17 protein-coding genes and 1 CRISPR repeat array are annotated in these 26334 nt (G+C 42.7%); of the genes, 9 read left to right on the forward strand and 8 right to left on the reverse strand.

Features of this window, described 5'->3' with window-relative positions; all coding sequences use genetic code 11:
- Positions 1–223: 223 nt before the first annotated feature.
- Entirely contained in the window at positions 224–3847 is a 3624-nt protein-coding gene (locus RM368_RS22245) for a response regulator (RefSeq protein ID WP_322696052.1), read from the reverse strand.
- A gap of 478 nt (positions 3848–4325) precedes the next feature.
- Here RM368_RS22245 and RM368_RS22250 point away from each other — a divergent pair, with 478 nt between their 5' ends.
- Positions 4326–4469: a hypothetical protein gene (locus RM368_RS22250; protein WP_322696053.1), complete on the forward strand. Its 144-nt coding sequence runs from the start codon at positions 4326–4328 to the stop codon at positions 4467–4469.
- A gap of 73 nt (positions 4470–4542) precedes the next feature.
- On the opposite strand, the gene RM368_RS22255 is transcribed toward RM368_RS22250, so the two are convergent.
- The 4 genes from RM368_RS22255 to RM368_RS22270 all read right to left on the reverse strand — a co-directional run bounded on the left by RM368_RS22255 (position 4543) and on the right by RM368_RS22270 (position 9552).
- On the reverse strand, positions 4543–5454 hold the full coding sequence (locus RM368_RS22255; protein WP_322696054.1) for a hypothetical protein: 912 nt from the start codon (positions 5452–5454) through the stop codon (positions 4543–4545).
- A 68-nt stretch (positions 5455–5522) separates the two neighbouring features.
- Positions 5523–5801 carry a GlsB/YeaQ/YmgE family stress response membrane protein gene (locus RM368_RS22260; RefSeq protein ID WP_322673642.1) on the reverse strand — a complete coding sequence of 93 codons (279 nt, stop codon included), beginning with the start codon at positions 5799–5801 and terminating at the stop codon, positions 5523–5525.
- A gap of 489 nt (positions 5802–6290) precedes the next feature.
- Positions 6291–7151, reverse strand: a complete 861-nt coding sequence (gene rsmI, locus RM368_RS22265; protein WP_322696055.1) for a 16S rRNA (cytidine(1402)-2'-O)-methyltransferase — start codon at positions 7149–7151, stop codon at positions 6291–6293.
- 379 nt (positions 7152–7530) lie between these two features.
- Complete coding sequence (locus tag RM368_RS22270) at positions 7531–9552, reverse strand: heavy metal translocating P-type ATPase (protein WP_322696056.1); 2022 nt, start codon at positions 9550–9552, stop codon at positions 7531–7533.
- 222 nt (positions 9553–9774) lie between these two features.
- On the opposite strand from RM368_RS22270, the gene RM368_RS22275 reads away from it, so the two are divergent.
- From RM368_RS22275 to RM368_RS22305, 7 genes are all read left to right on the forward strand, one after another.
- Positions 9775–10893, forward strand: a complete 1119-nt coding sequence (locus RM368_RS22275; RefSeq protein ID WP_322696057.1) for an AAA family ATPase — start codon at positions 9775–9777, stop codon at positions 10891–10893.
- Entirely contained in the window at positions 10880–11452 is a 573-nt protein-coding gene (locus tag RM368_RS22280; protein WP_322696058.1) for a hypothetical protein, read from the forward strand. Before RM368_RS22275 ends, RM368_RS22280 begins: the two co-directional genes overlap by 14 nt.
- A 4-nt stretch (positions 11453–11456) precedes the next feature.
- Positions 11457–12584 carry a precorrin-8X methylmutase gene (locus RM368_RS22285; RefSeq protein WP_322696059.1) on the forward strand — a complete coding sequence of 376 codons (1128 nt, stop codon included), beginning with the start codon at positions 11457–11459 and terminating at the stop codon, positions 12582–12584.
- Between the two features lie 611 nt (positions 12585–13195).
- Positions 13196–17161, forward strand: coding sequence for a DUF4912 domain-containing protein (locus tag RM368_RS22290; protein ID WP_322696060.1), 3966 nt, complete (start codon positions 13196–13198; stop codon positions 17159–17161).
- Positions 17162–17401: 240 nt separating this feature from the next.
- Positions 17402–18015: a CRISPR direct-repeat array (repeat unit 36 nt; unit sequence GTTTCCATCCCCGTTAGGGGAAGTGGTTATGTAAAG).
- Between the two features lie 352 nt (positions 18016–18367).
- Entirely contained in the window at positions 18368–20398 is a 2031-nt protein-coding gene (locus tag RM368_RS22295; protein ID WP_322696061.1) for an FAD-dependent oxidoreductase, read from the forward strand.
- Between the two features lie 300 nt (positions 20399–20698).
- The gene (gene clpS / locus RM368_RS22300) at positions 20699–21025 is read left to right on the forward strand and encodes an ATP-dependent Clp protease adapter ClpS (RefSeq protein ID WP_322673636.1); all 327 of its coding nucleotides are present in this window, start codon (positions 20699–20701) and stop codon (positions 21023–21025) included.
- A 5-nt stretch (positions 21026–21030) separates the two neighbouring features.
- Positions 21031–21375: a DUF2103 domain-containing protein gene (locus RM368_RS22305; RefSeq protein WP_322696062.1), complete on the forward strand. Its 345-nt coding sequence runs from the start codon at positions 21031–21033 to the stop codon at positions 21373–21375.
- 72 nt (positions 21376–21447) lie between these two features.
- Here the strand turns inward: RM368_RS22305 and RM368_RS22310 are convergent, their stop codons facing one another.
- Positions 21448–21768 carry a hypothetical protein gene (locus RM368_RS22310; RefSeq protein ID WP_322696063.1) on the reverse strand — a complete coding sequence of 107 codons (321 nt, stop codon included), beginning with the start codon at positions 21766–21768 and terminating at the stop codon, positions 21448–21450.
- 604 nt (positions 21769–22372) lie between these two features.
- Between RM368_RS22310 and RM368_RS22315 the strand changes: the two genes are divergently transcribed.
- Positions 22373–22729: a hypothetical protein gene (locus RM368_RS22315; protein ID WP_322696064.1), complete on the forward strand. Its 357-nt coding sequence runs from the start codon at positions 22373–22375 to the stop codon at positions 22727–22729.
- 228 nt (positions 22730–22957) lie between these two features.
- On the opposite strand, the gene RM368_RS22320 is transcribed toward RM368_RS22315, so the two are convergent.
- Both RM368_RS22320 and RM368_RS22325 read right to left on the reverse strand, forming a co-directional pair.
- Entirely contained in the window at positions 22958–23305 is a 348-nt protein-coding gene (locus RM368_RS22320) for a cupin domain-containing protein (RefSeq protein ID WP_322673208.1), read from the reverse strand.
- Positions 23302–26196 carry a glycerol-3-phosphate acyltransferase gene (locus RM368_RS22325; RefSeq protein WP_322696065.1) on the reverse strand — a complete coding sequence of 965 codons (2895 nt, stop codon included), beginning with the start codon at positions 26194–26196 and terminating at the stop codon, positions 23302–23304. Before RM368_RS22325 ends, RM368_RS22320 begins: the two co-directional genes overlap by 4 nt.
- Positions 26197–26334 lie beyond the last annotated feature (138 nt).

Consider the following 26334-nt stretch of genomic DNA (forward strand, 5'->3'; position numbering starts at 1 on the left):
ATTACCCACATTGACCCCTTGATTGGGTGCAGTGTGGGTTTTTGCTTTTAATGTATCTGCCTTGTTGTCAGGAGAAATGGCAACGGTGTTATCTGTCCTGCAAGTAGGTTTAGCTGCCACTGAACATCAGGAATTTATGCAAAAGTTAAAATAATTCGTAATTCGTAATCAAGTTTTGTAACGGGGATTTGCTCTGCATGGGAACGAGAGACTCTCTACTTCCTTAACGATATAACCAAACTCGGAGCAGTGAAAGCAACTGCTCGGTATCTACAGGTTTGGTGATGTAGTCAGAGGCTCCAGCTTCGATGCACTTTTCTTTGTCACCTGGCATGGCTTTGGCAGTTAAAGCAATGATTGGTAGTGAGCGAAACTGTTGTTGTTGGCGGATGGCACGGGTGGTTTCGTAACCATCCATTTCCGGCATCATGATATCCATCAATACTATATTAATCTCAGGATTAGCTTGCAGTCTTTCTATGCCATCTCTGCCATTTTCGGCAAATAGCACTTGCATTTGATAGCTTTCTAAAAAGCTGGTCAGGGCAAAAATATTTCTGAGGTCATCATCTACAATCAAAATTTTCCGATTAGCCAGTACCGGGTCAGTTTGATGGAGTTGCTCTAGCATTTGCCGTTTTGGTGTGGGCAAATTTGCTTGCACCCGATGCAAAAAGAGAGCAGTTTCATCTAACAACCGCTCTGGCGATCGCACATTTTTAATAATAATTGTTTCTGCTAGTCCCCGTAGCTGGGTTTCTTCTTGTCGGCTGAGTTCTTTGCCGGTGTAAACAATTATCGGCAGTTTCAAAAGCCTAGGTTCAAGTTTTATCTGCTCAATTAAGGCAAACCCGCTCATATCGGGCAGACCGAGATCCAGTACCATACAATCAAAGTGTTGCGATCGCAAAATCGCGAGAGCTTCTGCCCCTGTACCGACTGCTGTACTCTGGACATCGCCATTACCAATCAGTTCGATAATACTTTGGGCTTGTACGGGGTCATCTTCTACAATTAAGAGATTTTTTACCTGACGCTCAATAAAGCCTTTAATCTCAGTCAATACCTGAGTTAGCGCTTCTGGAGACACGGGTTTTTGGAGATAAGTAATTGCTCCTAGCTGTAATCCCCGTTGTTGTCTTTCATCAACAGAAAGTATGTGTACTGGTATATGTCTGGTATCTGGTTTATGTTTGAGACGATCCAGCACCGTCCAACCATCCATCTCTGGCATGTGGATATCTAGCATAATTGCATTGGGTTTAAACTGTTCTGCCAGTGCTAGACCTTGTTTGCTTTGTAAAGCAACAATAGTTTTAAAACCCTGCTGACGTGCCATATCTAGTAAGATGCGGGCGAATTTATCGTCATCTTCGATAATTAGCAAAATGCGATCGCCTGGTTGAATTATTTCTCGGTCATCTGGAATCTCGTGGGGTAAGCTGGGAAGTACTTTCACTGATGGAGAGATATCCACAGTTGTGGGTCTGTTTTCCACAATTGGCAGTTCTTTTATGGTCGATGCTGTGCGCATCGGGGTGGTTGGCTCAAGGGGTGGTGTGGTGATATTTTGACTATTCTTTTGCTGTTGTTTGGGCAAGTAAAGGGTGAAAGTGCTTCCCTGTCCTGGCTGGCTGAGTAGTTCAATTCTCCCTCCCAACAGTTGAGCTAATTCACGGCTAATGGACAAGCCCAAGCCAGTTCCGCCGTACTTGCGGCTAGTTGTGCCATCTGCTTGCTGAAATGCCTCGAAAATGATCTTCTGCTTTTCGGCTGGAATGCCTATGCCCGTGTCGCTGACGGCAAAAGCGATTGTGGAATTATCAACTTGGAATATTTGTAACTTTACACCTCCCTGTTCTGTGAATTTAAAGGCGTTAGCTAAGAGATTTTTCAGCACTTGTTGCAGACGTTTGGAGTCGTTATAAATTGTCGGGGGTAACTTCTCATCCCGTTCAATGGTAAAACTGATTTCTTTATTGTGGGCAACTTGCCGGAAAGTCTGCTCTAGAGATGTTTCCAAATCTGCAAGAGCAATTTGCTCAATATCGAGCGATATAGTACCCGACTCAATTTTTGCCAAATCAAGAATGTCATTGATTAATTCCAGCAAATCAGTTCCAGCCGAGTAAATAGTCCGGCTGTACTCTATCTGTTTGTCGGTCAAGTTGTTAAGCGAGTTATCTGCTAACAGCCTTGCTAAAATTAATAAGCTATTTAACGGTGTCCGCAATTCGTGAGACATATTCGCCAGAAATTCTGACTTATATTTGGAAGACAGGGTCAGTTGTGCAGCTTTTTCTTCCAAAGACTTCCTCGCTCGCTCGACTTCCTGGTTCTTGCGGGCCACTTCCCGATTTTGAACTTCTAACAATTCTGCTTTTTCTTCTAGCTCCTCATTTAGTTGTTGCAATTCTTCGTTAGATTGCTTGACAAGAAATTGTGATTCTTCTAACTCGTGCGCCTGTTCTTCCAGGCGTTGATTGCTTTGTTGTAGTTCTTCTTGCTGGGTTTGCAGTTCTTCTGTTAGAGCAACAGACTCTTCAAGTAGTTGCTGTGTTTGCAATTGTGAGGCGATGTTATTTAAAAATACACCCAGATTTTCACTCAACTGCTCTAAAAATGTTAGGTGCAACTGGTTAAAAGGCCCAAAAGAGGCAAGTTCAATTACAGCATTTACCTCCCCCTCAAATAGTATGGGCAAGACAATAATATTTAGCGGTGGTGCTTCTCCCAAGCCGGAAGTGATGCGGATATAGTCACTGGGAACTTCTGTGAGGAGGATTCTTTGTTTTTCTAGGGCGCATTGTCCCACTAATCCCTCACCCAAACGAAACTGATTTGCTAGGTTTTTTCGCTCTTTATAAGCATAACCACTCAGCAACTTCAGCACAGGCTGGTCGTTTATGGAGTCCATCACATAAAAAACACCCTGTGATGCCCCAACTAGTGGTGCTAAATTCGACAATATCAGACTAGACACGCTTTCCAGATTTCGCTGCCCTTGGAGCATCTGAGTAAATTCAGCTAAGTTAGATTTGAGCCAGTTTTGCTCCTCATTTTTCTGAGTCGTGTTTCGCAGATTAACGATCATCTGGTTGAAGGTGCGCGTCAACACGCCAATTTCATCTTGGCGATCGCTATCTGGTAAACTTACCGATAAATCCCCATCCGCCATTTTTTCTGCCAAATCAGATATTTGCTTCAGGGGTACAGAGATATGTCTAGTCAGGGTGAATCCAATCAAAGCTAAGAGCAAAGAAAAGAAGGGAATACTATAGACAATGCTGGCGAGGGTTTGCCGACCAGCTGCTTGTGCCTTCTCAGAACGCTGTTTTAGCAGTGTATTCTCTTCATTTTTCATCGCCTGGATAACTTTCTGGATATTATCCATCAGTCGCTTACCCTGGTCTGTCAAAACAGCTTTCTGAGAAGCTTCTAAGCCTTGGCTTTGCCGTAGCTCTATGACATCTTTCATTACAGCCATCCTCTCGGTTAGTAGTGGCTGCAAAACATCAAGCCGATTTTGTTGGTTGCGGTTATCTGCCGTTAACCTTTGAAGTTCTTTAACTTTTTGATTCAGTACTTGAATGGCAGCGTTATAAGGTTCTAAATAGCGCTGTTCTCCAGTAATAATGTAACCGCGTTGGCCTGTCTCAGCATTTGTCAGTTGCAAGTTGAGGTCTTCTAGCTGACTTAACACCTCGTAAGTATGGCTTTCTTTGCGCGAAGTTTCAATTAGCTCATTGGTGCTTTGGTAGGAGATTAGACCAATGGTGGTCAGAGTTGCCAAACTCAAGACAAAACTTACTCCAATCTTGGGCCCAATCTTCAAACGGTTTAACATTACTCCACGCAGGTATTCAAATTATTTCTGTTTTGAGACTATTTAATTATGTTTTGGCTATGCAAAATCAATAGGGGATATTTAGTTTATCTAGGATATACCTAATTTTTTGCACACCAACTATTATCATTTGTATCCTAACTTTTTACAAATGTAATGATACTTAAGTAAGTATATAACTAAATACTAATATTTTTATTTAAGATTTTGACAATAAGCCATTCAATAGTATAACTTCTTTCAAAAGAAGCAATTACTTGATTATATTTTTAATTTAATATTGCTGGGGATAGGTAAAAATTTTTGCTTAGATGCTTAAATTTTCAATTTAACATTAGCTAAAAAATGATATCTTTAAAGTTATATTGTAATGGTTCAATAACTTTGAAATTAACAAAAAGACTGGATAGTAAAATTAAACAGCCTAATTAGTAAAATTCAATTAATTAAAACGTAATTTATCTAGACACTAGATATAGTGTATTTCGCAATTGGATATGACATCTATGCCATTATACATCAATCTACACAAACCGTAACCTTAGCGATCGCCAGCAGCATTTCCCAGGAAAGTCAAGGTTTTAAAAGACAACCTATACCCATAGAAGTAGATAAATTATAGTACAAAAGTATTGTTAGGAATATGCACAATCATGGTATGTTGAGAAATCTGGTGATATTAACTTGACGTTTAACTAGAAGTTGTTAATCACCTGGCGATCGCTTCTAGCTGCATCAAGCTCGGATTGACTATAAATACTAAAATGTTGAACCTTATTACTCTCTAAAATAGCTCTTGCACCTGCCACATAGATATCAGTGCCTTTTAGTACTAATAAGTAATGACCAAGAGTCAGATGATGCTCATAATATTTAGTCAGCTCATCAGAAATTCCTAAAGTAGTATATTTATCTTGGGAACTGCTGATATTCACCCCAGAAATATCACCCAGATTGCTTGTATTTTTCACAACTATTGATATTTGACTCATGGGGAATTCAGCGGTTCTCAATTCAGTAACCGCTGCTTGTGCGTCTTGATATCGATAAAAAATACCGAGTGCATATTTGTAGCGATTATTTGGGGTCGAGTATGGCTCAAAGACTCCCCATTGTTGAATATCGCGGCGATTAAAGATCCTCTTGGCAAGACGAATTTCTATGTCTATACCGGTTACTATCACCAAATAGTAACCTTTACAGACAAGATCGCTATAACCTTGTGCTTGCCTTTCAGAAATTCCTAAACTTAGGAACAAACTGGATAAACCACCTGCTAAAGTGGTAGCGATCGCTGTTACTTCCGCTCCGGCTAAGATGACTGGGCCTATACCAGGAATTACCAGGAGGACTATATCGACTGATAAGCCACTAGTACCCCCTAAAGTATCACTAGCAACGGCTCCAGCAGTATCTTTTAAGGATGTATTGCCAGTGTTTTTGATGATTTCAACACCAGCAATATCACTTTCTTCTTCTGTATTCCGTGCAATAACAGAAACTTTGTGCATTGGAAAATTAGAAGCTTTTAGTTCCTGAAGTACCAATTGTGCATCGGAATACCCAGCGAAAACTCCTATAGTTCTTCGCTCTTTCTCTAATGTCATTTTACTGGTTTATTGCAGTTAGAAGTGATTCCCAAGATTGTTACCTCAGTTTGAGGTATTTGAGGTAATTACACAGCGCGACGAGTTAGTAAACCCCAAAGGAAAATTAGTATCATTGCACCAATAACAGCAAATAAAATGCTTCCTAGAGATAAAGCTCCGGCAGATGCAGCTGCTGCCGAACCACTTCCTAGTAATACTTGACCCAAATAACCACCGAATACGGCTCCAAGGATTCCTAATATAATGGTAGAGATAATACCGCCACCTTGGGTTCCAGGATAAAATAACTTAGCTAACGCACCTGCGATTAAACCCAAAACCAACCAAGCAATAATGTTAGTCATCGAATTTCTCCTTCACTTAAAATCGGCTTTATTTGCATTTGACTATTTCATATTAAAGTTTACTTCTAAAATTTCCGATCTATCTAAAGAACTAATATCATAAATCTTTAGACATCATTTGAATATTCGCCAAGTCATCTTTGAGGATGAATATACAAATTAGTCACATTCTGTACATTCAACTATTTGTATAGCAGTCCTATTTGACATCATACAAGATGTAGATAAGGAAGCTAACCGCATTCTAGATGAGAGACGACGTGTAGCTAGCTTGCCTGTATGGGTAAGCGTAGGACTTCTTACAGAAGTGGGTTAAAGGGTAACGGTATGGAATTTTCCCTTCCCTTTAGCACCCCAACCGGAAAGCAAAAGTTACTTTTCAAGATGTCTGTAGTATTTCGTAGAGAAGGACAGAAAAGGAAAAAAAATAAAGAAATATAGACATTTCACATCTAGATTTCTGATTTTCAAAAAAGCGATATCAGTCGTTCAAGGTTCAGAACTGGAGACTATAGAAAGAGCTAGTTGATATAGTTGGCGACGGGGAAGGGAAGTAAATTTTGCTAACTGACGGCTAGCTTGCGATCGCGATATTCCTTGATTAATTAACTGTTTCAATTCGGCTATCAATTCTGCTTCTGTCAGTTGGGGCTGACTGGCTGGAATTCCCGCTACTACTAATGTATATTCACCTTGGGGTTCTCGTTGAGTGTAGTAAGCGATCGCTTCGGCAATTGTCCCCCGCCAAAATTCTTCATACAATTTAGTTAACTCCCGTCCTAGCACAATTTGGCGATCGCTTCCCCAAACAAGAGCTAAGTCTTGCAAAGTATCTCGTAAACGGTGCGGCGATTCATAGAAAATCAAAGTGCGAGATTCTGTTTGCAGAGATTCTAAATGTTCTTGTCTGTGTTGAGTTTTCGCTGGGAGAAAGCCTTCAAAGACAAATCGATCTGTTGGTAGTCCAGCTGCACTCAAAGCGGTAATTGCTGCACTAGCGCCAGGAATGGGAACTACAGGAATTCCCGCTTCAATGCAGGCTTTCACTAGTTCATATCCAGGATCGGAAATACCCGGCATCCCCGCATCGCTCACCAGAGCGATCGCTTTATTATTAACTAAATGCTCTAATAATTCTGGAATACGGCTGGTACGATTGTGTTCGTGGTAACTCACTTGGGGGGTTTTAACTTGAAAATGCTGTAAGAGTTTCCCCGTATGACGCGTGTCTTCCGCAGCAATGATATCCACAGTTTGCAAAATTCGTACCGCCCGAAAGGTGATATCTTCCAGGTTGCCAATTGGTGTACCGACAACGTAAAGTGTTCCTGGTTTTGGATCGGTTTGCATGAGCAAGAGTTAGGAGTTAAGAGTTAGGGGTTAGGAGTTAAGAGTTAAGAAGTCAAAATAATAATTTACGTCTAATACGAATTGAGTATTGACCACATTTCATACTCAAATTTTGTTTTTTTGACCCGATGAGAGTTTCTAATATCATGTCCGCCAAATTACCCATAATAAAAGAACTCCACCCCCAACCCCTCCGCGCCTGCGGGGAGAAGAGACAAAGCACAGCTTTGGCGGGGTGGGGTTCTTCGGGTTTAATAAGCAATCAAGCGGACATGATATAATTCATCAATTTTCAGTGATTTCGGGTATTTATGGTTTTTGAAGACGCGAGAAATCGCGTCTCTACATCTGGGTTTTGTTGCTTATCTTGCGTGCTATCTCATTTCAATAATCTTAGTCCACTAAGGGTAACTAATACTGTGGAACCTTCATGGCCAATGACGCCGATGGGTAGGTTAATATTTCCGAGAAAGTTGCCGACTAAAAGCAACATAATGAAACTCAACGCTACAACTATATTTTGTCTTACTATGGCTTGCGATCGCCTGCCCAAATGCATCGCTACAGCAATTTTTTCTAATCTGTCTGCCATCAGTACGATATCTGCGGTTTCCAATGCCACATCGCTACCAGATACTCCCATCGCTATACCTACAGATGCTTGCGCTAAAGCTGGTGCATCATTAATGCCATCGCCTACCATTGCCACAGTTTGATATTGTTGCTGTAAACGGCGGATAATATTCAGCTTATCTTCTGGTAAAAGTTGGGCATATACCCGATCGATTCCTACTGCTTTGGCGACACTGTAAGCAGTTTCCTGATTATCCCCGGTTAACATGACAATTTGTTCAACTCCCAGTTTCTTTAATCGGCTAATGGTTGCGGCTGCTTCTGCTCTTACTTCATCTGCAAGAGCAATTACACCCATCACCTCTGCCCCTCGGTCACTGAGCGTAGCCGAAGTGCTGCCCCCCTGCACCCCTGCTCTTTTTCCTTTCTGTGCTACCCAAACCACAGTTTTACCTTGTTGCTCCCAAGATTGAGCCTTTTTTCGCAGTTCTTCAGGTAAATTTGTGACATACTGCTGCACAAAAACGGCATTACCCACAATCACTTGTTGTTCTTGAGCAATTCCGACAATTCCTTGTCCGGGTATGGCTTGCACTTGGATTGCATCAACCAAATCTAAATCGCCCTTCGGGTTCAACGGTTTCGACTCGACGGGAACCGCCAATACTCGAACTGTTTCACTAGCCGCCTGTACAATTGCCTTACCGATGGAATGTTCTGAATAAGATTCCACACTAACGGCAGCTTTTAACACATCTTGTTGCGTGTATTCACTAGTGGAAAATACTTGAAATACCTGCACCTGTCCTGTTGTGAGAGTACCAGTTTTATCAAATGCGATCGCTCGGACTTTGCCAATCTTCTCCAACTGCGCCCCATTTTTAAACAAAATCCCCTGTCTTGCACCATTGGCGATTCCCGAAAGCAGCGTGGGCATAATTGCAGCCATCAACGCGCAGGGAGAAGCCACCACCAGGAAAGTAAGAGCGCGATAAATTGTTGTTTCCCAATCCCACCCCCAAAGAAATGGGGGTAAAGTTGCCAGCAATATCCCAGCTACTACAATGACTTTGGCATATCCTTTCTCAAAGCGATCGATAAACTCTTGGGAAGGAGGTGCTTCTGTTTTTGCTTGTTCTACCAAGCGAATTACACGCTGGATTAAACTGCTTTGGGCTGGTTTGTGTACTTTAATCTGCAATGCACCATAGCCGTTGAGCGTACCAGCAAATACTTCTGCGCCGACTGTTTTCTCTACAGGTAAAGACTCGCCTGTAATTGCAGCTTGATTGAGGGTGCTGTAACCAGATAAAATTATCCCATCAGTAGGAATTAGCTCTCCGGGTTTGACAACAATTTCATCACCCACTTTTAGCTGACCGATCGGAATTTCCTCTTCCCTTCCCTGAAGTAAAACCCTTGCTGTATCTGGTGTCAAACTCATCAAACTGCGGATACTCCGCTCAGTTCGCGCCATTGTATAGCCTTCTAATGCGCCACTGATAGCAAAGATCAGAATCAAAATTGCCCCATCAATAATTAAATGATATTCTCTTCGCCATAAGCCGAGACTAGCAGCACCAATGGCGGCGACAATCATCAGCAAATCTACATCGAGTTCTTTTTCTTTGAAGAGGGTAGTCAATCCTTCCCGCGCACTTTCGTAACCACCAATTACATAAGCGGCGGGTAGTAGCAGGAACGCCCATCCCAACCAACCGAGATGCAAGGCGAACCATCCGAAAAGTAACAGTAAGCCACATAAAAAAGCGGCTACGGTATCTGCGTGTTCTCTGGTGAATTGGCTAAAACGTTGGTGATAGAGCATGAGAAGTGAATTAATAAGGACTCTCTCACGCTAAACCTTGACATTGATGTTAATGTCAAGGCTTATAATGATTTTGAAACGCAAAGGGGCGCTGAGGGAAGCGCAGAGGTACGCAAAGTTAAATTTTTATCTTTGTTCTTGGAGCGTTTTTCAAAAGCGGGATGTGGGTAAATGCGGCGATTTAACTGTTACGTTTAAAATTGCACTAGTAGGAAAAAATCTATGCTAAAGCGAATATATATTGATAACTTTCGCTGCTTGGTCAATTTTGAGATGAATTTTGACTCGATTAACCTGTTTCTTGGTGGTAACGGAGTAGGTAAATCAACTGTTTTTGAGGTCTTGCGAAAAATTCAAACTTTTGTGAGCGGTGATTCTAAAGTAGAGGGAATTTTTAAATCTATTGACTGCACTCGCTGGCAGACTTTGCCAATTCAACGTTTTGAGCTAGATATTGCTGGAAATGGTGGATATTACAAATATGAACTTGCCATTAAACATACTCAAGAAAAAAGCCGTATTGAATATGAACGTCTTTGGTTTGATAACCAACCTTTGTTAAAATTTGAAATGGGTGAAGTTCAACTTTTTAGAGATAATTATTCAGAAGGGCCAAAATACTCATTTGACTGGTCGCAATCCATGTTGCCCTCATTAATGCCAAGACCTGATAACACAAAACTGACTTGGTTCAAAAAACGTATAGAAAGATTTATTATCGTCAAAATAATTCCTAGTTTGATGGTTGATGGTAGTGGAGATGAAGAAATACAATTGACTTATAGAATGGAGAATTTTGTTTCTTGGTATCGTTACATTTCTCAAGATCAGGGTAAGGTTGCTGAACTGATGAATGTTCTAAAAGATATATTAGATCGTTTTGTAAGTTTTAAATTTGAACAGTTCAGTGAAAATTATCGAATTTTAAAATTACGAATTTCAACAGATGAAGATAGGACAAAGATTATTGATTATCGCTTTGGTGAATTATCCGATGGTCAAAAAGTGGTAATTGCTCTATACACCATTCTCTATTGCACTGAATCTGAAGATTATACACTTTGCATTGATGAGCCAGAGAATTTTTTAGCTCTGCCGGAAATTCAACCTTGGCTAATTCAACTTTATGATTTTTGTATTGACGGAAAAATACAAGCTTTACTAATCTCTCATCATCCTGTATTAATTAATTATCTTCTAGCTTCACCCATAGGTTATTGGTTTGAGCGTCGAAGTAATGCACCTGTACGAGTGAAACCAATTAGTAATGAAGAAACTGAAAATTCGGGATTACCAATTTCAGAACTGATTGCGCGGGGCTGGCTGTATGACCCAGAATAGAGTACAGATAGTAATCTTGTGTGAGGATCTACAGCAGCAAGTTTTTGCATATCATTTTTTGAAAAAGCGAGGCTTTAATATAAATCCAAAAAACATCACAATTAGAACTTCCCCAACAGGTAAAGGTGCAGGAGAGCAGTTTGTTAGAAAGCATTATGCAGCAGAGGTTAAAGAATACCGGAGAAAAAACTATCGTTCAGGAATGCTAGTAGTATTGATTGATGCAGATACTGCGACAGTAAAGGCAACACTAAAAGAATTAGATGATGCACTGATAGAAAATTCACAGGAACTTCGTAAGCCTAATGAGAAAATAGCAATCTTTGTGCCAAAAAGAAATATCGAAACTTGGATACATTATTTACGGACAGGAGAAGTTGTTGAAGAAGAAGGAGAAAAATCAAAATATCCAAAATTTCCTAAAAATGAGGCAATTTGTAAACCCGGTGTTGAAGAATTAGCAAACCAGTGTTCTCAAGGGAGTTTAGATGAAAATGCACCGCCATCTCTTCAGGCGGCTTGTGGAGAATTACAAAGAATTTTGCCGTTATTAGAGTAAATTTATGAATGCTGGTTGCTTAACTATTAAAGAACTCACTGATGCAGTGGGCGGCGGTTTGACTCCGCGCATGGTGCGCCATTATCATCAATTGGGACTGTTACCGCAACCAGTGCGATCGCCAAGCAATTACCGTCTCTATACCCAAAAAGATGTCCTCCGGTTGCAACGGATTGTCGCACTCAAGCAGCAAGGGTTTCAGCTAAACCATATCCGCAATATTTTGGAAGTGGAACCAGAAGCCGACACAACGGTTAACCTTATGGGACAACTCCAGCAGCAATATCGCGCGGTGATGCAACAAATTTCTCAACTGCGACAAACTGCATCAGCATTAGAAGGATTATTGGGACGCGATCGCCATTGTCAAATTATCCAGGCGGAAGTTTTGGCGCAACTGAAGTTACTTGATGTTGAAACCCAAGCTGGATTGGGAGGATTGGAAAATCTCTGGAGTGGTTTGGATGCCGAAATTCATACCCATTCAGAAGCTTTTACTGAATCGCTACAACGTTTATTACCTGATTTGTCTCACCGTTCGGAAATTGAACAGCACTTAATTTCTCAGTTGGTTTTGGCTTGTGGCGATGTCAGTTTAGTATCCTTTGTGAAATTGAGTCGAGATGCGATCGCCGCTAGTCGAAAAGCTTTATCTGCAAGTTGTCAAATTGTTGTCGATACTCAAACGGTTGCTGCTGCTTTAGATCAAACCCGATTACTTCACTTGGGATGCCGCACCGAAACCTTGATTGATAACCCCCATATTACCACTGCCACAGAAGCAGAAGTTGCTTTTTGGCAGCATCGAGAATGGCGAGAAAAATTGCTGCAAGTAAGTAATGGTTGTGTGTTGATAGTTGGTTATGCTCCCTCAGTACTTCTGGAAGCTTGTAAAGCGATGTCTACGACGGGCTACGCCAACGCTAACCAAAAAATTCAGCCTGCATTAGTAATTGGAATGCCCATTGGCTTTAGTCATGCTCCCGCGGCCAAGCGACAACTGATGCAACAAGGGATACCTTATATTACAGTTGAAGGGACTTTAGGAGGTGGCGCATTAGCTGCAACTGCCCTAAATGCTTTGGTGGAGTCACTAATAGATAAGCCAGATTGTCATTGTTATCTCAAATAAGTGCTGAACAAGAAGTAGGGTACTTGCAAGTAAAAAAATATTCCATAGCAGAGGGACAAGGAAGACAAGGGGGACAAGGGGGACAAGGAAGAAAGAAGTCTAGTTGAGTAGACAAATTGGATAATTTATTTTTTGGAGTTCCCTAGTCATTAGACTTCTTGGCATTTGTAGGGAAAAGGGTAAGGGGGAAAGGGTAAAGGAAAAATAAAAACCTTTTCCCTTTAACCTTTCCCCTTTTCCCAACTCATAACTCATAACTCATAACTCAGACTCAGCACTACTAAAAATAATATTGTTAAATAATATTGAATTTGCTACACTTTACCAGTTTTAGTAATTCAATAATTCATAATCGCGGCCATCAACTACCAACTTGTGTATAAGTTGCAATATAACTTAGAAGAATTTATAGTAAACAGACTTTGGCAATTAGAGTATAAATTATCATGCTATCCAAGCTAGAGCGAAGTATAAATCAGCATAAGTGCTTTGAAGTAATTAGAACTAAAGATAACTCAGATGTATAATTAGCCCGTCTCCTCCATTATCTTTATAAAGATCGCGATTTAGGACTGGCAGGCTTTCTATTTTTTACTTTAATTAAGGGGCTTATGTGGCAACAAGAAAAAAAAGATACTTCGATAGTCAGACTGTTATTATGGGTTGCTTTAGCTACAACCCCGATGGCAGCATCTCTGGTGATATCAGCACCGATGCTGGCACAATCGACACCTGAAGCTACCTATTCGCCACTGCCACAAACAGTGCAGAATGAACCGATAGTGCGGATTGACGGTTCCAGTAGCTTGAGTGCAATCAACCAAAGCCTGAAAGAAAGTTTTGAAAAACAGTTTATTGGTAAAAAGGTTGAAGTTGCTGCTAACGGCACTGAGAAAGCGCTGAAAGATTTGCTAGATGGCAAAATCGATATAGTCGCAATGGGGCGCGGGTTGACGCCAGCAGAAAAAGCTCAAGGACTAGAACAAGTTCGTTTGCAGCGTGAGAAGATTGCGATCGTGGTTGGTGCAGATAATCCTTTCAAAGGAAGCTTGACTAATAGGCAATTTGCCCGGATTTTCCGGGGACAAATTACAAATTGGTCACAAGTGGGAGGGCCTTCAGCCAAGATTCGATTCATCGATCGCCCAAACACGAGTGAAACTCGCAATACTTTTCGTACTTATCCAGCTTTCAAAACTGCTGAATTTGCTACAGGGGCTAATGCTACCCAAGTAAGTGACGATAATACCGCAGAAATCATCAAACAACTGGGCAAAGACGGTATCAGCTATGTATTAGCTAATCAGGTGTCAAAGTTGAAAGATGTGCGAGTTCTGCAATTACATCAAGCCTTGCCAGCTGATGCGAGATATCCTTTCTCGCAACCTTTAGTTTACGTTTACAAAAAAGATCAGAGTTTAACCACAGTAGATTTTCTTGGCTTTACCCTAGCACCCGCAGGACAGCAGGCTATAGAAAAAGGTAGAGCTGCCGAAGCCGAGGCGATCGCAGCCAGTGTCTTACAACCTGCTGTTGCAGCTTCTCCAGGTGGCGAAACGACACCAGCGCCTACGCCTTCCCCTAGTGCCACTAGTTCTGCATTTGGCGAACAGCCCTTTGTGGCTGCACCTACACAAAGCGCTCCAATTGTAAATAAAGAAACACCATTGTGGTTGCTGCTACCTGTCTTTTTTATAAGTGTAGGTGGCTCTGCACTATGGTGGATTCTGAGAAAACCCCCATTGCCCACCCAAACAACAGACAATTTACCAGCATCAAATCCTCATCCACCCAATGGAGAAACGGCGGCGCTTGATGCCAGCACAGGTTCCTCCCTGAATGGAACGACGCTGGAGGAACAGACAGTACCGCACTTCCCAGAGCAAGAAAACCCCGATCGCACTCCCTTCAACATCTACGCTCAAACACAATCCGATCTGAACCAAAATGCTACTCAGGAGACAGCAAATTTAGTACAAGAAACAAGTAATGGTACTTCTAACCTCTATGAAGGCGCGACATCGGGCGTAGCGAATGGTCCAGAAAAGAATAACTTAGGAGCCGCAGCTTTAGGTGGTGCAGCTATAGCAACAGGTATCGGGACGGCTACCTGGTCTACCTTTAGCAATAAAGAAACAGAACCAAATGCCATTGATGAGACAGCTAACCAAAGTAATTATACGGAGACATACACTCCGGAGTCTGATGAAATTGCATGGGATATAGAAGCTCCGGCGGCTGTAGTAAATACTTCATATCCTTACCCAGGTAATATTCCAGAAGAGTTGTCTGATGGGGAACTGCCTTCATCTGAGGTGACAGCCCCACTCCCGGAATTACCAGATGTGCCACAAGCATCATCTGATTTTGGATACTGGGACACAGCAATTAGTGAAGATGAGGCAGAGGAGGAACTTCAGGCAGAATTGAACTGGCTAGAGAGTATCACCTCAACTGAAGATACAGCCTCAATAGATGAATTGCCCTTAGTGGAATCCGACGAAACGACAGCCGATGTGGAAGCATCAGAGACAGATACATCTTCACTGCTCGATTTACCGGAATTTCCAGAAGATGTATTGAGTCAAGATGCATTGAATGTGGTAGCGGATGCAGCCGAACCCACTTTAAGTTTCCCAGAGTCAGAACTTCCTGCCGAGCCGACTGTTGGGGAAGCTAACTCCACAGATTTGGCCGCAGCCGCAGCTTTAGCAGCAGGCGCGGGAGTTGGCGCTTGGGCTAGCACTTTCGGAGCGGATGCTCCAAATGAGACGATTGCAGTTGATGCTGATGAAGAAAGTAGTATTGTGCTCACACCGCATACTTATACATCGGCTCATGTCTCTTGGGAGATTTCCCCAGCCAAGAAAGCAGAACTGTGGCAACAAGGCGGTACTCAATTGGCAGTGCGGCTGTATGATTTGACTGGCATTGATTTGAGTTATCAAACTCCGCAGCTGGTGAAGCAGTATGAATGTGCAGAGGCAGCACACGATCGCTTTGTCGAAATTCCCCAGACCGATCGCGACTACATCGCTGAAATTGGCTACCTCGCTTATGGCGAACACTGGTTATTCATTGCCCGTTCTGCAATTGTTCGTATTTTCAGTCCTGTGAATCCAGATCCGATAGTTGATGATCTGGCAATGGCAGGCGAAACAGCTAATGGTTTGGTAGATACTCAAGAAGAAAGCAGTATTGTCCTCACACCAGATAGTGATGGATCGGCTCATGTCGCTTGGGAGATTCCCGAAGCCAAAAAAGCAGCCCTGCGGCAACAAGGCGGCTCTCAATTGCTCGTGCGGCTGTATGATGTGACTGGCATTGACTTGAGTTATCAAACTCCGCAGCTGGTAAAGCTGTATGAATCTGAGGAAACAGAAAACGAAGGATTGGTGGACATTCCCCAGAGCGATCGCGACTATATAGCTGAAATTGGCTATCTTGCTGATGGCGATCGCTGGTTATTCATCGCCCGTTCTGCGATCCTTCGTGTCTTCGGCCCTGTGAATCCAGATCCCGTAGTTGATGATGTCGCAATTGCGGATAAAACAGATGTTGATTTGGTAGATACTCAAGAAGAAAGCAATATTGTCCTCACACCCCGCACTTCCCAATGGGCTGAAGTCTCTTGGGAAATTTCCGAAGCTAAAAAAGCAGCACTGCGACAACAGGGCGGCTCTCAATTGGTAGTGCGACTGTATGATGTGACTGGCATTGATTTGAGTTATCAAAATCCTCTGTTTGTCCAGCAGTATGAATGTGAAGAGACAGCACACGATCGCTTTGTGCAAATTCCCATCAGCGATCGCGATTACATAGCTGAAATTGGCTATGTCGCTGATGGCGATGCCTACGGCGGTAAACTACGCTGGTTATTCATTGCCCGTTCTGCGATCGTTCGTGTCTTTAGTCCAGTGCCCACAGAGCCGACAACAGATTCCACTGTTGAAAATGTTGTACCATTAGTCAGCGAAACCGCTGTTGGCTGGGCAAATGTCGAAGCAGAAACAGCCCCAGAAGAAAGTAGTATTGTCCTCACACCCCGCACTCCCAAGTGGGCTTATGTCTCTTGGCACATTTCCAAAGCTCAGTCTGAAGCACTACAACAACAGGGCGGTTCTCAATTAGCAGTGCGGCTTTATGATGTGACTGGCATTGACTTGAGTTATCAAAGTCCTCAACTTGTCCAGCAGTATGAATCTGAAGAAGTAGCACGCGATCGCTTTGTGGCGATTCCGGTGAGCGATCGCGATTACATGGTTGAAATTGGCTATATTGCTGATGGCGATCGTTGGTTACTTATAGCTCGTTCCGCTAACGTTCGGGTATTCAGTCGTCCCCACGGAGATTTTTGGTTTGTGGCTGATGCTGAGTTAATTATTCACGGAGCAACTCAACCAAATACAAATGTAAACATTGGCGGTCATGCCATCAAAATCAAACCCGATGGTACTTTCCACCTACGTCTTCCCTTTTCAGATGGTTTAATGGACTATCTCATCACGGTAGCTGCTGATGGAGAATCCACAAGAACTATTCATAAGAAGTTCTCTCAGGAAACTTCCGAAAGCTAACATTAGCCTGAGTTCGATGAACCCTCACCCCAGCCCTCTGCCACGGGGAAAGGGAGGAGCAACGAGAAATTAGGATTTTGGCTCCCCTCTCCGTGTCGGAGAGGGGTTGGGGGAGAGGTCAAAAAAGGCTTATCGAACTTACGTTAACATTACTCTGAGTTATCCCCTCTAACCCGATTTTCCCTTTTTAGGGAGTATAGGAAGGGGGGATTTTATTATGCCAATTTTTCCGCTAATTTCCTTTTCATCCCCGTTAGGGGAAGTGGTTATGTAAAGTCCAAAAAATGCGTCATCTTCTATAAGGGACACATTACTTGTTTCCATCCCCGTTAGGGGAAGTGGTTATGTAAAGCGTACTATTTTACCACCGTTGAAGACTCAAATCTCAAGTTTCCATCCCCGTTAGGGGAAGTGGTTATGTAAAGTCTAGGTTCACACGAACTAGAAGAGAAATAAGTTTCCATCCCCGTTAGGGGAAGTGGTTATGTAAAGTTTCTGGTTCACAAGAACCAGAAGATACTGAAGAGGTTTCCATCCCCGTTAGGGGAAGTGGTTATGTAAAGTAGCTGTTGGTTTTACAAATGCAGGTGCAGAATTAAATGGTTTCCATCCCCGTTAGGGGAAGTGGTTATGTAAAGCATTAATCATGGATTTTTCTCTATACGATAGAGGGTTTCCATCCCCGTTAGGGGAAGTGGTTATGTAAAGAGTACAACATATAGCAATATATTCAAAGCAAAAGTTTCCATCCCCGTTAGGGGAAGTGGTTATGTAAAGCACAACAAGAACCAAAAATGCCCTAAAAGCATTTCATTTTCGTTTCCATCCCCGTTAGGGGAAGTGGTTATGTAAAGAGTTACCTTTTGGAAACCTTACTAGGACAGGGTTTGGAACCCCCTAATCGACGCATCTCTGGAAAACCGGAAAAAACTTTCCCAAATCGCTCCATTTTGCAGCCTGAAAGCCTTACTGCATAAGGCATCGACGCATCTCAACGAAGTTATAGGGTTTTCAAGGTTCGGGCGAGATGCGTCGATAAGCTTCAACACACTCCCTAAAAGTAAAATATATTACTTAAAATTGTCAAGGTTTTAACAAAAATTTAGCATTGGGTATCTGTTGATCTGGAAAAATTACTTGAGTTAGACATTTCCTAAATGCTAACGTCTACAAGGTGACACAGGATTTGGAGCGATTTTTTTAACTATGAAACATAGACATAAAGTAGCTTTTAGCTTGACATCGCTGATTGGTCTTAATTTAATCTCTAGCTTAGTCATATTTGATGAGGCGATCGCCGCACCACCGAGAACCCCAGATAAAAGTGTGAGTTGCGAGATTTTAGTTGTGGGTGGTGGACTTTCCGGTGTCGCCACAGCTTACGAAGGTTTGCTAGCAGGGCGAACAGTTTGTCTGACGGAAATTACAGACTGGCTGGGAGGGCAAATTTCTGCTCAAGGGACATCTGCGTTAGACGAACGCCCAACTCAACGAGCTTTGAAATTCTATTCTCGCGGCTACCTAGAATTGCGAAACCGCATTGGGCGTAAATACGGTAAGCTTAACCCCGGTGACTGCTGGGTAAGTGAATCGTGTTTTCTTCCCCGCGATGCTCACACTATTTTGACCCAGATGCTTAAAGATGCCGAAAAGCAGGGCAAAGGGAAATTGCAATGGTTTCCCAACACAGTAATTAAGGATTTGGAAATCGCTGCTGATGGCAAAATAATTAATAGTGCGATCGCAATTCAACATCAACCACCAAAAGGCGCACCACCTCTCAATACTTTTACGTTATCTCAAAGCATTGAAGATGCTTATCGCTACGAAAACTCGTCTCGGTTTACCAAAACGATTGTTCGTTTTATCCCCAAAGCAACGGAAAAGAATGCTCCTAAATGGTATGTCGTAGACGCTAGCGAAACTGGAGAAATTATCGCCCTTGCTGATGTTCCTTACCGATTAGGTATTGATGCTCGTTCTTACCTAGAACCTTCTGCTTCCAGCGCTAATAATGACCCCTATTGCCCTCAAGGTTTTACCTACACCTTTGCAATGGAGTCCACCAAGGAACCGCAACCGCAGACAATGCCTGCATTTTATCCCGAATATGCACCATATTTCAGCTATGAATTAACGCGACTGGCTAGCTTTGATTTAGTTTTTACCTATCGTCGCATCTGGAGTCCAAAGAAAGGGAAACCAGAAAAATTCGGCGGTGTCAGTTTTGATGCTCCGACACCAGGGGATATCTCGATGCAAAACTGGACTTGGGGTAACGACTACCGCCCCGGAACAGCCCAGGATAACTTAATTTATACCCGCCAACAATTACAAGCTACCGGACAGTTAGAACCAGGGGGTTGGATGGGAGGACTGCGGACAGAAACTCTCCGTAAGGCTGAGGAAAATGCTTTATCTTTTTATTACTGGCTAGTAGCTGGAACTACAGACTCTCAACTAGGGGATGGTGTCAAGAAGCCGCAAACTAATAACCGCTTTGTTTCCGGTTTAAATTCACCAATGGGGACAGCGCATGGTTTATCAAAATATCCCTATATGCGAGAAGGACGGCGGATTATTGGCCGCCCCAGTTGGGGACAAGCCGAAGGCTTTGGGATTGGAGAAATTGATATTTCCCGCCGAGATTATAATGATGAGTATTACTCCAAGACTCTGCCAGCAGATATGTATCGTCGGCTACGAGCAGCAGTTGCAGGTTTAGAAGCAATATCAGTAATTGACGGTAAAATTCCACCAGACAAAGCAATGCGACGGACTCGTTCTACCATCTTCCCCGATGCTGTGGGTATTGGTCACTACGCCATAGATTTCCATCCTTGCATGGTGAATAGTCCCCCAGAAGCCCCTGGAAACACAGAACGTCCCGGCGAAAGACGTGGTGCAGGTCAAGCTTACCCCTTCCAAATTGCTTTGAGAGCAATGATTCCCCAAAAAATTGATAATTTGATTGTAGGTGGCAAAAGTATTGCCACTAGTCATATTGCCGCTGCTGCCTATCGAGTACACTCATTTGAATGGTCATCTGGCGCAGCTGCGGGAACTGTAGCTAGTTTTGCACTCAAAAATGCGATCGCACCTTACCAACTAGTTGATGATTTGCCTAAACAAGAGCCACAACTAGAAGCACTCAAACGGCTTTTGCAACAAAATGGCAACCCTACCGCCTTCCCAGATACATCTATTTTTAACGAAAACTGGGATAATTGGAAATAGTTTGTCATTGGTCATTGGTCATTGGTCATTGGTCATTGGTCATTGGTCATATCAAGTCCGGTTAATCACTTATTACCGAATCTGTGCAAAACAAAAGCCTCTTCTCCCAGCAAGAACTGCGGTATAAATGATAAGTCTTTAGCCGGGCACGATATCATTGGTCATTGATTAAGGACAAATGACAAATGACAAATGACAAATGACAGATGACAGATGACAAATGACAACAGAGTACTAAACAATGAACTAAACTAATTACTTGTAGTGTAGTTTTGTAAAATTATCTTGACCAATTGTTTTATGGTTATGACACTTTCAGCAGATGTTTACGGGATGTCCACAGCACCAACTATAGCTCCTGAACGGTCTAATCAAGTTATCCGTAAGACTTATCCAAATTACAAAGTGATTGTATTAAACGATGATTTTAATACATTCCAACATGTGTCTGAATGTTTGATGAAATATATTCCAGGAATGACTGGCGATCGCGCATGGGATCTGACTAATCAGGTACACTATGAAGGTCAAGCGATCGTCTGGGTCGGGCCCCAAGAACCTGCAGAACTCTATCACCAGCAGCTGCGCCGAGCAGGTTTGACAATGGCACCTCTAGAAGCAGCTTAATTATTATGGGCAAACCCTCCGTAGATCCTCTCCGCACGGCTTCTCTACGAGACGCTACGCGAACACAAAAAGCTGCCAGACTGGTTTGGAATCACTCAACACACCTTTCTGGTCTGATCCCCATTTTAGAACGTCTTTGTCAGCAGGATGGTATCCAAACTGTGACGCCGGGGGTGATTGGACGATCGAAGGGTCACAGTCCAAAAATGCAACTACGCGTCTCAGTACCTATTCGCGGCGGCTATAAAGTCATTGCGCGGCAGGGGAAAACGGTACAAGAGGTGTTTATTTTAACAACTTTGTCCCAAGAGCAATTAGAAGCTGCATTAGCGATCGCGATGAAATGTTAATTATACCCAATGCCCAATGCCCCATACTTCGGCTACGCTCAGTACAAGTGCCCCATGCCCCATGCCCAATAACTATTCCTCAACTCGATGTACTGCAAATTTGTGTAGTGGTAGACTAACAATACAAGAAAAAGTTAAGAAATATGACAGAGCCGTAGTTATTTTCAAAGTCATGACTACAGATTCCCAGCCAGGTAAAACTATTTTTTCGATGCCAAAAGCTACACAGTAAACTAGCCAGTAACTAAAGCTCATTCTAAACAGAATTCGCTCTGTTTCTTCCATCTCATTTGTTTGCTGCTTACCATCCCACAGTAACAACAGTCCAATAATGCAAGCGACAAAGGAAACAGCAACTACAAATTCGTGACAAAATATATTTAACGAATGCATTTGTGTTTATTCCCACATTTTTTCAGTTGAAACTCAGTCTAAAGGAATATTCCTTGCAGATATACAAATTATTTACAAACCTCAATAGATTAAAAACTACTGAGTGAAAAATCTTACTTGCAACTCAGCACTCGTAACTCCATTAAGGGACTGACAAATAAAAGTCCAATCAAGCCCCTAAATTTATTTATGGGGATTTTATGCCGTGAATGCGTGAATGCGTGAATGCGTGAATTCCCCGTTCGCGTAGCGTCTCGTAGGAAAGGGGTTGACGTTATCAGAAACAGACTTGCGTTGTATGACAATACAGTTCAATGAAGAGTTATTTGAGTTGAAAGTCCCTTGGTATTTCAAGACGCAATAATTCGCATCTCTACATCCAATACTTTTCGGATAAACCCAACAATCTTTTTTTGGTCTGGGAGAAAGATTAATGGGTTTGCGGGAAAAGGTAAATTCAACCTTTTCCCTTTTCCCTTTCCCCTTTAACCGAAAAGTATTGTCTTTACATCTGAATTTTGGGCTATTCCTGATACATATTTACTTGCACTGTAAGATTTAATCGGATAATCTGAGCAATCGAGATTGTTTTTCAAGAAAACCAATGAACAAATTTATACTGAGTTTGCTTTCTTCTCCAGTGCTGATTAGCTCTCTTCTCTCTATGGGAGTAATGCTGAATCACGCACAAGCTATGGAGCCAGAACCAGGAGTCAAAAGCACAGATCGTCTATCTTGTATACGCAATAAACATAAAGTAGGTTTAGTATGTGCCAGGGCTTCTGTATTGGCTCAAATTCCTAACTATCAGCGTGAAATAGAGTTTTCTAAAGAAGATGCTCCCATGCTGGAGTTCAATGATGAAGAAAGCAATGTAGCAATCGACTTATTTGGTTGTGATTGTCCTGCTTGTATAAATTCTTTGCGTCAGATGCGCGGGGCAACACCCTTGGTATATTAGTAAATCATTGATCTTTGAAGACGCGATAAATCGCGTCTCTACATCAGGGTTTTGGTTTAATCTGAAAATATATTGATTCGCCTCCCTCTCCTCGCGGCAGAGCCGCCAAAAGCAGCATTTCCAGCAAGAGGCTGGAAACCAGGTTTTAAAGGAGTTTTAGCTTAAGTTGACACCAATGGCTTTTCGACCCACCCCACAAGATTGGATAATTTATTTCTTGAAAGTCCCTTAGCTCGATTTTTCGACTCGCAAACCAAAGTATGTCAAAACAAGTTCGGTTGAGCCACTATTGACAACTTCGTGTACTTCTCCCGGTTCGATGGCTACGCAGTTTCCCGGAAGCAAAGGGTATTCTGTACCATCAATGTGAATGACTCCTAAACCAGCTTCTACAAAGAATACCTCGCACATATCTTGATGCGCGTGTGCTGGTGCGGTTTGTCCAGGAGCAAAACGTGCTTGAGAAAAGTTAGTTAGGTGAGGTAAATCGCCGAAGCGTAACATCACCTTTTTCTTGATTTCGGCATTGTGAGAAACCGATTCTTCAGGCAAGTCTTTCAGGGAAGTGGTAATCATTCGGGTCTTAAATCGTTAGATAATTCCACAATACCCCTAGACCCATCAATCCTGACTCGTTGACCATCTTGCAAGATCCATGTAGCACCGCGAACATCCATCACGGCGGGAATTCCATACTCACGAGCAACGATCGCACCGTGAGAAAGTCTTCCTCCAGCTTCGGCAATTAATCCTCCAGCCTTTAATAATAATGGTGCCCAGCCGGAATCTGTATAAGGTACTACCAGAATCGTCTCTCGATCGACTTCTGGAATCTCTTGTAAATTTCGCAACACTTTCACCCTACCTTCGGCTTGCCCGTGACTGGCTCCAATACCTTGTAAAATTTGGTCAGAGTAAAGTTCAGAGGGAGCTAAGGGGTGAGGAGGTGTATTGCCATAGACTAAAACAGGTATTTGAATAATCTCGCTATCTTGCAGAAATTGCGATCGCCTAAATTCCACTAACTCATCTAACTGCTCGATCAAGCTGGAATTTTCATCTCCAATTAGACGCCGCACTTCATCAAAGTTGAGAAAAAAGATATCGCCTGTTTGCCTAAGTAAGCCAGACTTTAACCAAATCTTTTCTAAAGCCACAAAACTCCAACGCAATTCAGCTAAAAGTCGTGAATAAACTTCAGTGACTCGTCCTTTGATATCTACGCGCCGTTGCACAAAAGAGCGTTTGCGCTTACTGGCAAAGATACTATTAATCGCATCTTTAGCACCTGCTTGTGGTTCGTTCCCCTGCATTAACTGCACAAACATCTGCTGAATCATTTGGGGATTTTCCCGCCAAGTGGGAACGGAGATATCGGTTCCTACTTCACTTAAGTAGCCGTAATCTTGCAGCAATTCGTTAAATTCTTGGAGGATCTTTTCTCCTTCGGGGGATTGCTTTAATTGTTCAAATACTTGCTGTGGCTCAAACTCAACCAATACCTGCTTGGCATCTGTAGCGATCGCACTGAGCGATCGCAATGCCGCTACCTCTGGGGTGACGCTATGATCGATTTGCTTATCCTTTACCCGAAAAATCGCCTGTCTTAGGGCAGCACTTAAAGGAGCTAAAATGCTGTAATACGTTCCATGACGCAGCAACTCCAGAATAAAATCAACTCTTGCCAACAACGCGGGTGGTTCCAAGCTATCTATATCTGACTGCGCCAACTGCGACAACCCAGGAATGAACCGTTTGTGATAATCTTCCTTGAAGTCCTTTTCTAAACTTAATTCTCGCTTCAGCAACTTCCCTAGTCCTGGCAAGTTTTCCCAAGTTGACTGCAAGGAAGGTTTACTTAATTTAGCTCCTCTGGTTAAAAATTCCAGACTTTCCGGTGGCAGTCCCATACGAAGAAAAATATCTCCTAAGAGGGACGCATTAAAGTAGGCTCTAGAATAGTGCAGAGTTGCTGTTTTGGTGAAATCTAACCCCAAAGCGCGATCGCCCAAAACTAAAGTAAAAAATTCTCCCCAAACTCCACAAGTTAAGGGACGATTAATTGACCATGTTAAAGGGTGAATTACTCCGGGAATCACTTCGGCGGCGATTTTGCGCGTCCAGATGGGCAACAGAGTCGCGATCGGTCGAGATTGCAACACCCAAAGCGTTTGCCCATCATAACTCCACTCGATATCTTGAGGAGTGCCATGATAACGTTTTTCGAGTCGGTAAGCAAGGTAAGCAACTTGCTTAATTAATGATTGTGGGACTCGTCCTTGACCCTCTAATTGTACAGAATAAGAATTTTCTGTTTCAACGACAAAAGCGCGATATTGTTCTGGTGTGACTTTTCCCGAAACAACTTGCGTCGGGCTGCCTGGAAGGGCTTCAATCACGATCGCATCGCCTTGCTGGGTAATGGGATCGCGACTGAAAGCAACGCCAGAATACACACTCTGGACTTGTTGCTGAATCAACACAGCCATTGCTGTATCATTTAAGCCGCGATCGCGGCGATATTGAACAGCTGAGGGATGATTGTAAGAAGCTTGAACTTGAGCGATCGCTTCTTGTAATCCCTTTTGGCTAGTAACATTTATAACTGTTTCATACTGTCCAGCAGCAGAAGCGTATTCTGAGTCTTCTCCAATAGCGGAGGAACGCACCACCAAAGGAGATAATTCTGATGGCTGGAGAAATTCTGTTAACCCTTCTGGATTGTCGATGGGGGCTAGCACCCATCCCTTCGGCACTGGATAGCCCCAGCGCTTAATTTGAGATAATGTTGCTGCCTTTTCTCCGACAATGGCAGCATTCAACTCTTCATCTAGAGAAACCATTGTGCGTTCGCCGCGTAAAAACTCCAACATCGCAAGAGATTCAGTTTGTGCCTCTTGGGCTGGCAGTTTCATATCATCAGCAATTTTGGTGTAAATCCAGCCCATTAAACCAGCTAAGGCCACAGCAGCAAGTATTCTGGGAATATCGCTAAAGTGCAGAAGTGCCACAAACAAAGGAAAAAGTAGCAAAACCCCAAATTTGACTAACTTTCTTGATTGCAGAATTGTAAAACTAATACCTGCAAAGAAAGATACAAATATCGCTACCAGTGGATCGTGTACGACAAATCCCCAGACAACATTTGTTGTACCTGCTCCTCTGCCTATCCAGTATCTACCAATTACCAGAGCGATTAGGGCAAGCAATTCCCAAGACGATCCATCTGGGAAGAAAATGCGGGTGAGTAAGACTGCCGCAACTCCTTTAAAAGCTTCTGACAAGACTGCCAGAATTCCGACAATTTTACCCCCATGATAAAAGGCAGCTGATACACTAATGTTTCCTGTACCAACTTCTGATAACTGCTTCCGCGTCAGGGCGTAAGTTATCCATGCAATCAGGGGTAATCCGCCCAAAAGGGGGCAGATAATTAAAATAGCGAAAACACCCCAAGGTTCAAACATTCTGGAATTTGGATTTTAGATTTAAATTTTCCATCTAAAACCTCAAATCTAAAGTTTTGCTGAAATTTTTGATGGTTATAAAAGGGGCTTTTATCAAAGAGAATTCAGGAGTCAGGAGTCAGGAGTCAGAATGGATGG

The organism is Nostoc sp. DedSLP03, assembly GCF_034530815.1.
Taxonomy (GTDB): Bacteria; Cyanobacteriota; Cyanobacteriia; order Cyanobacteriales; family Nostocaceae; genus Nostoc.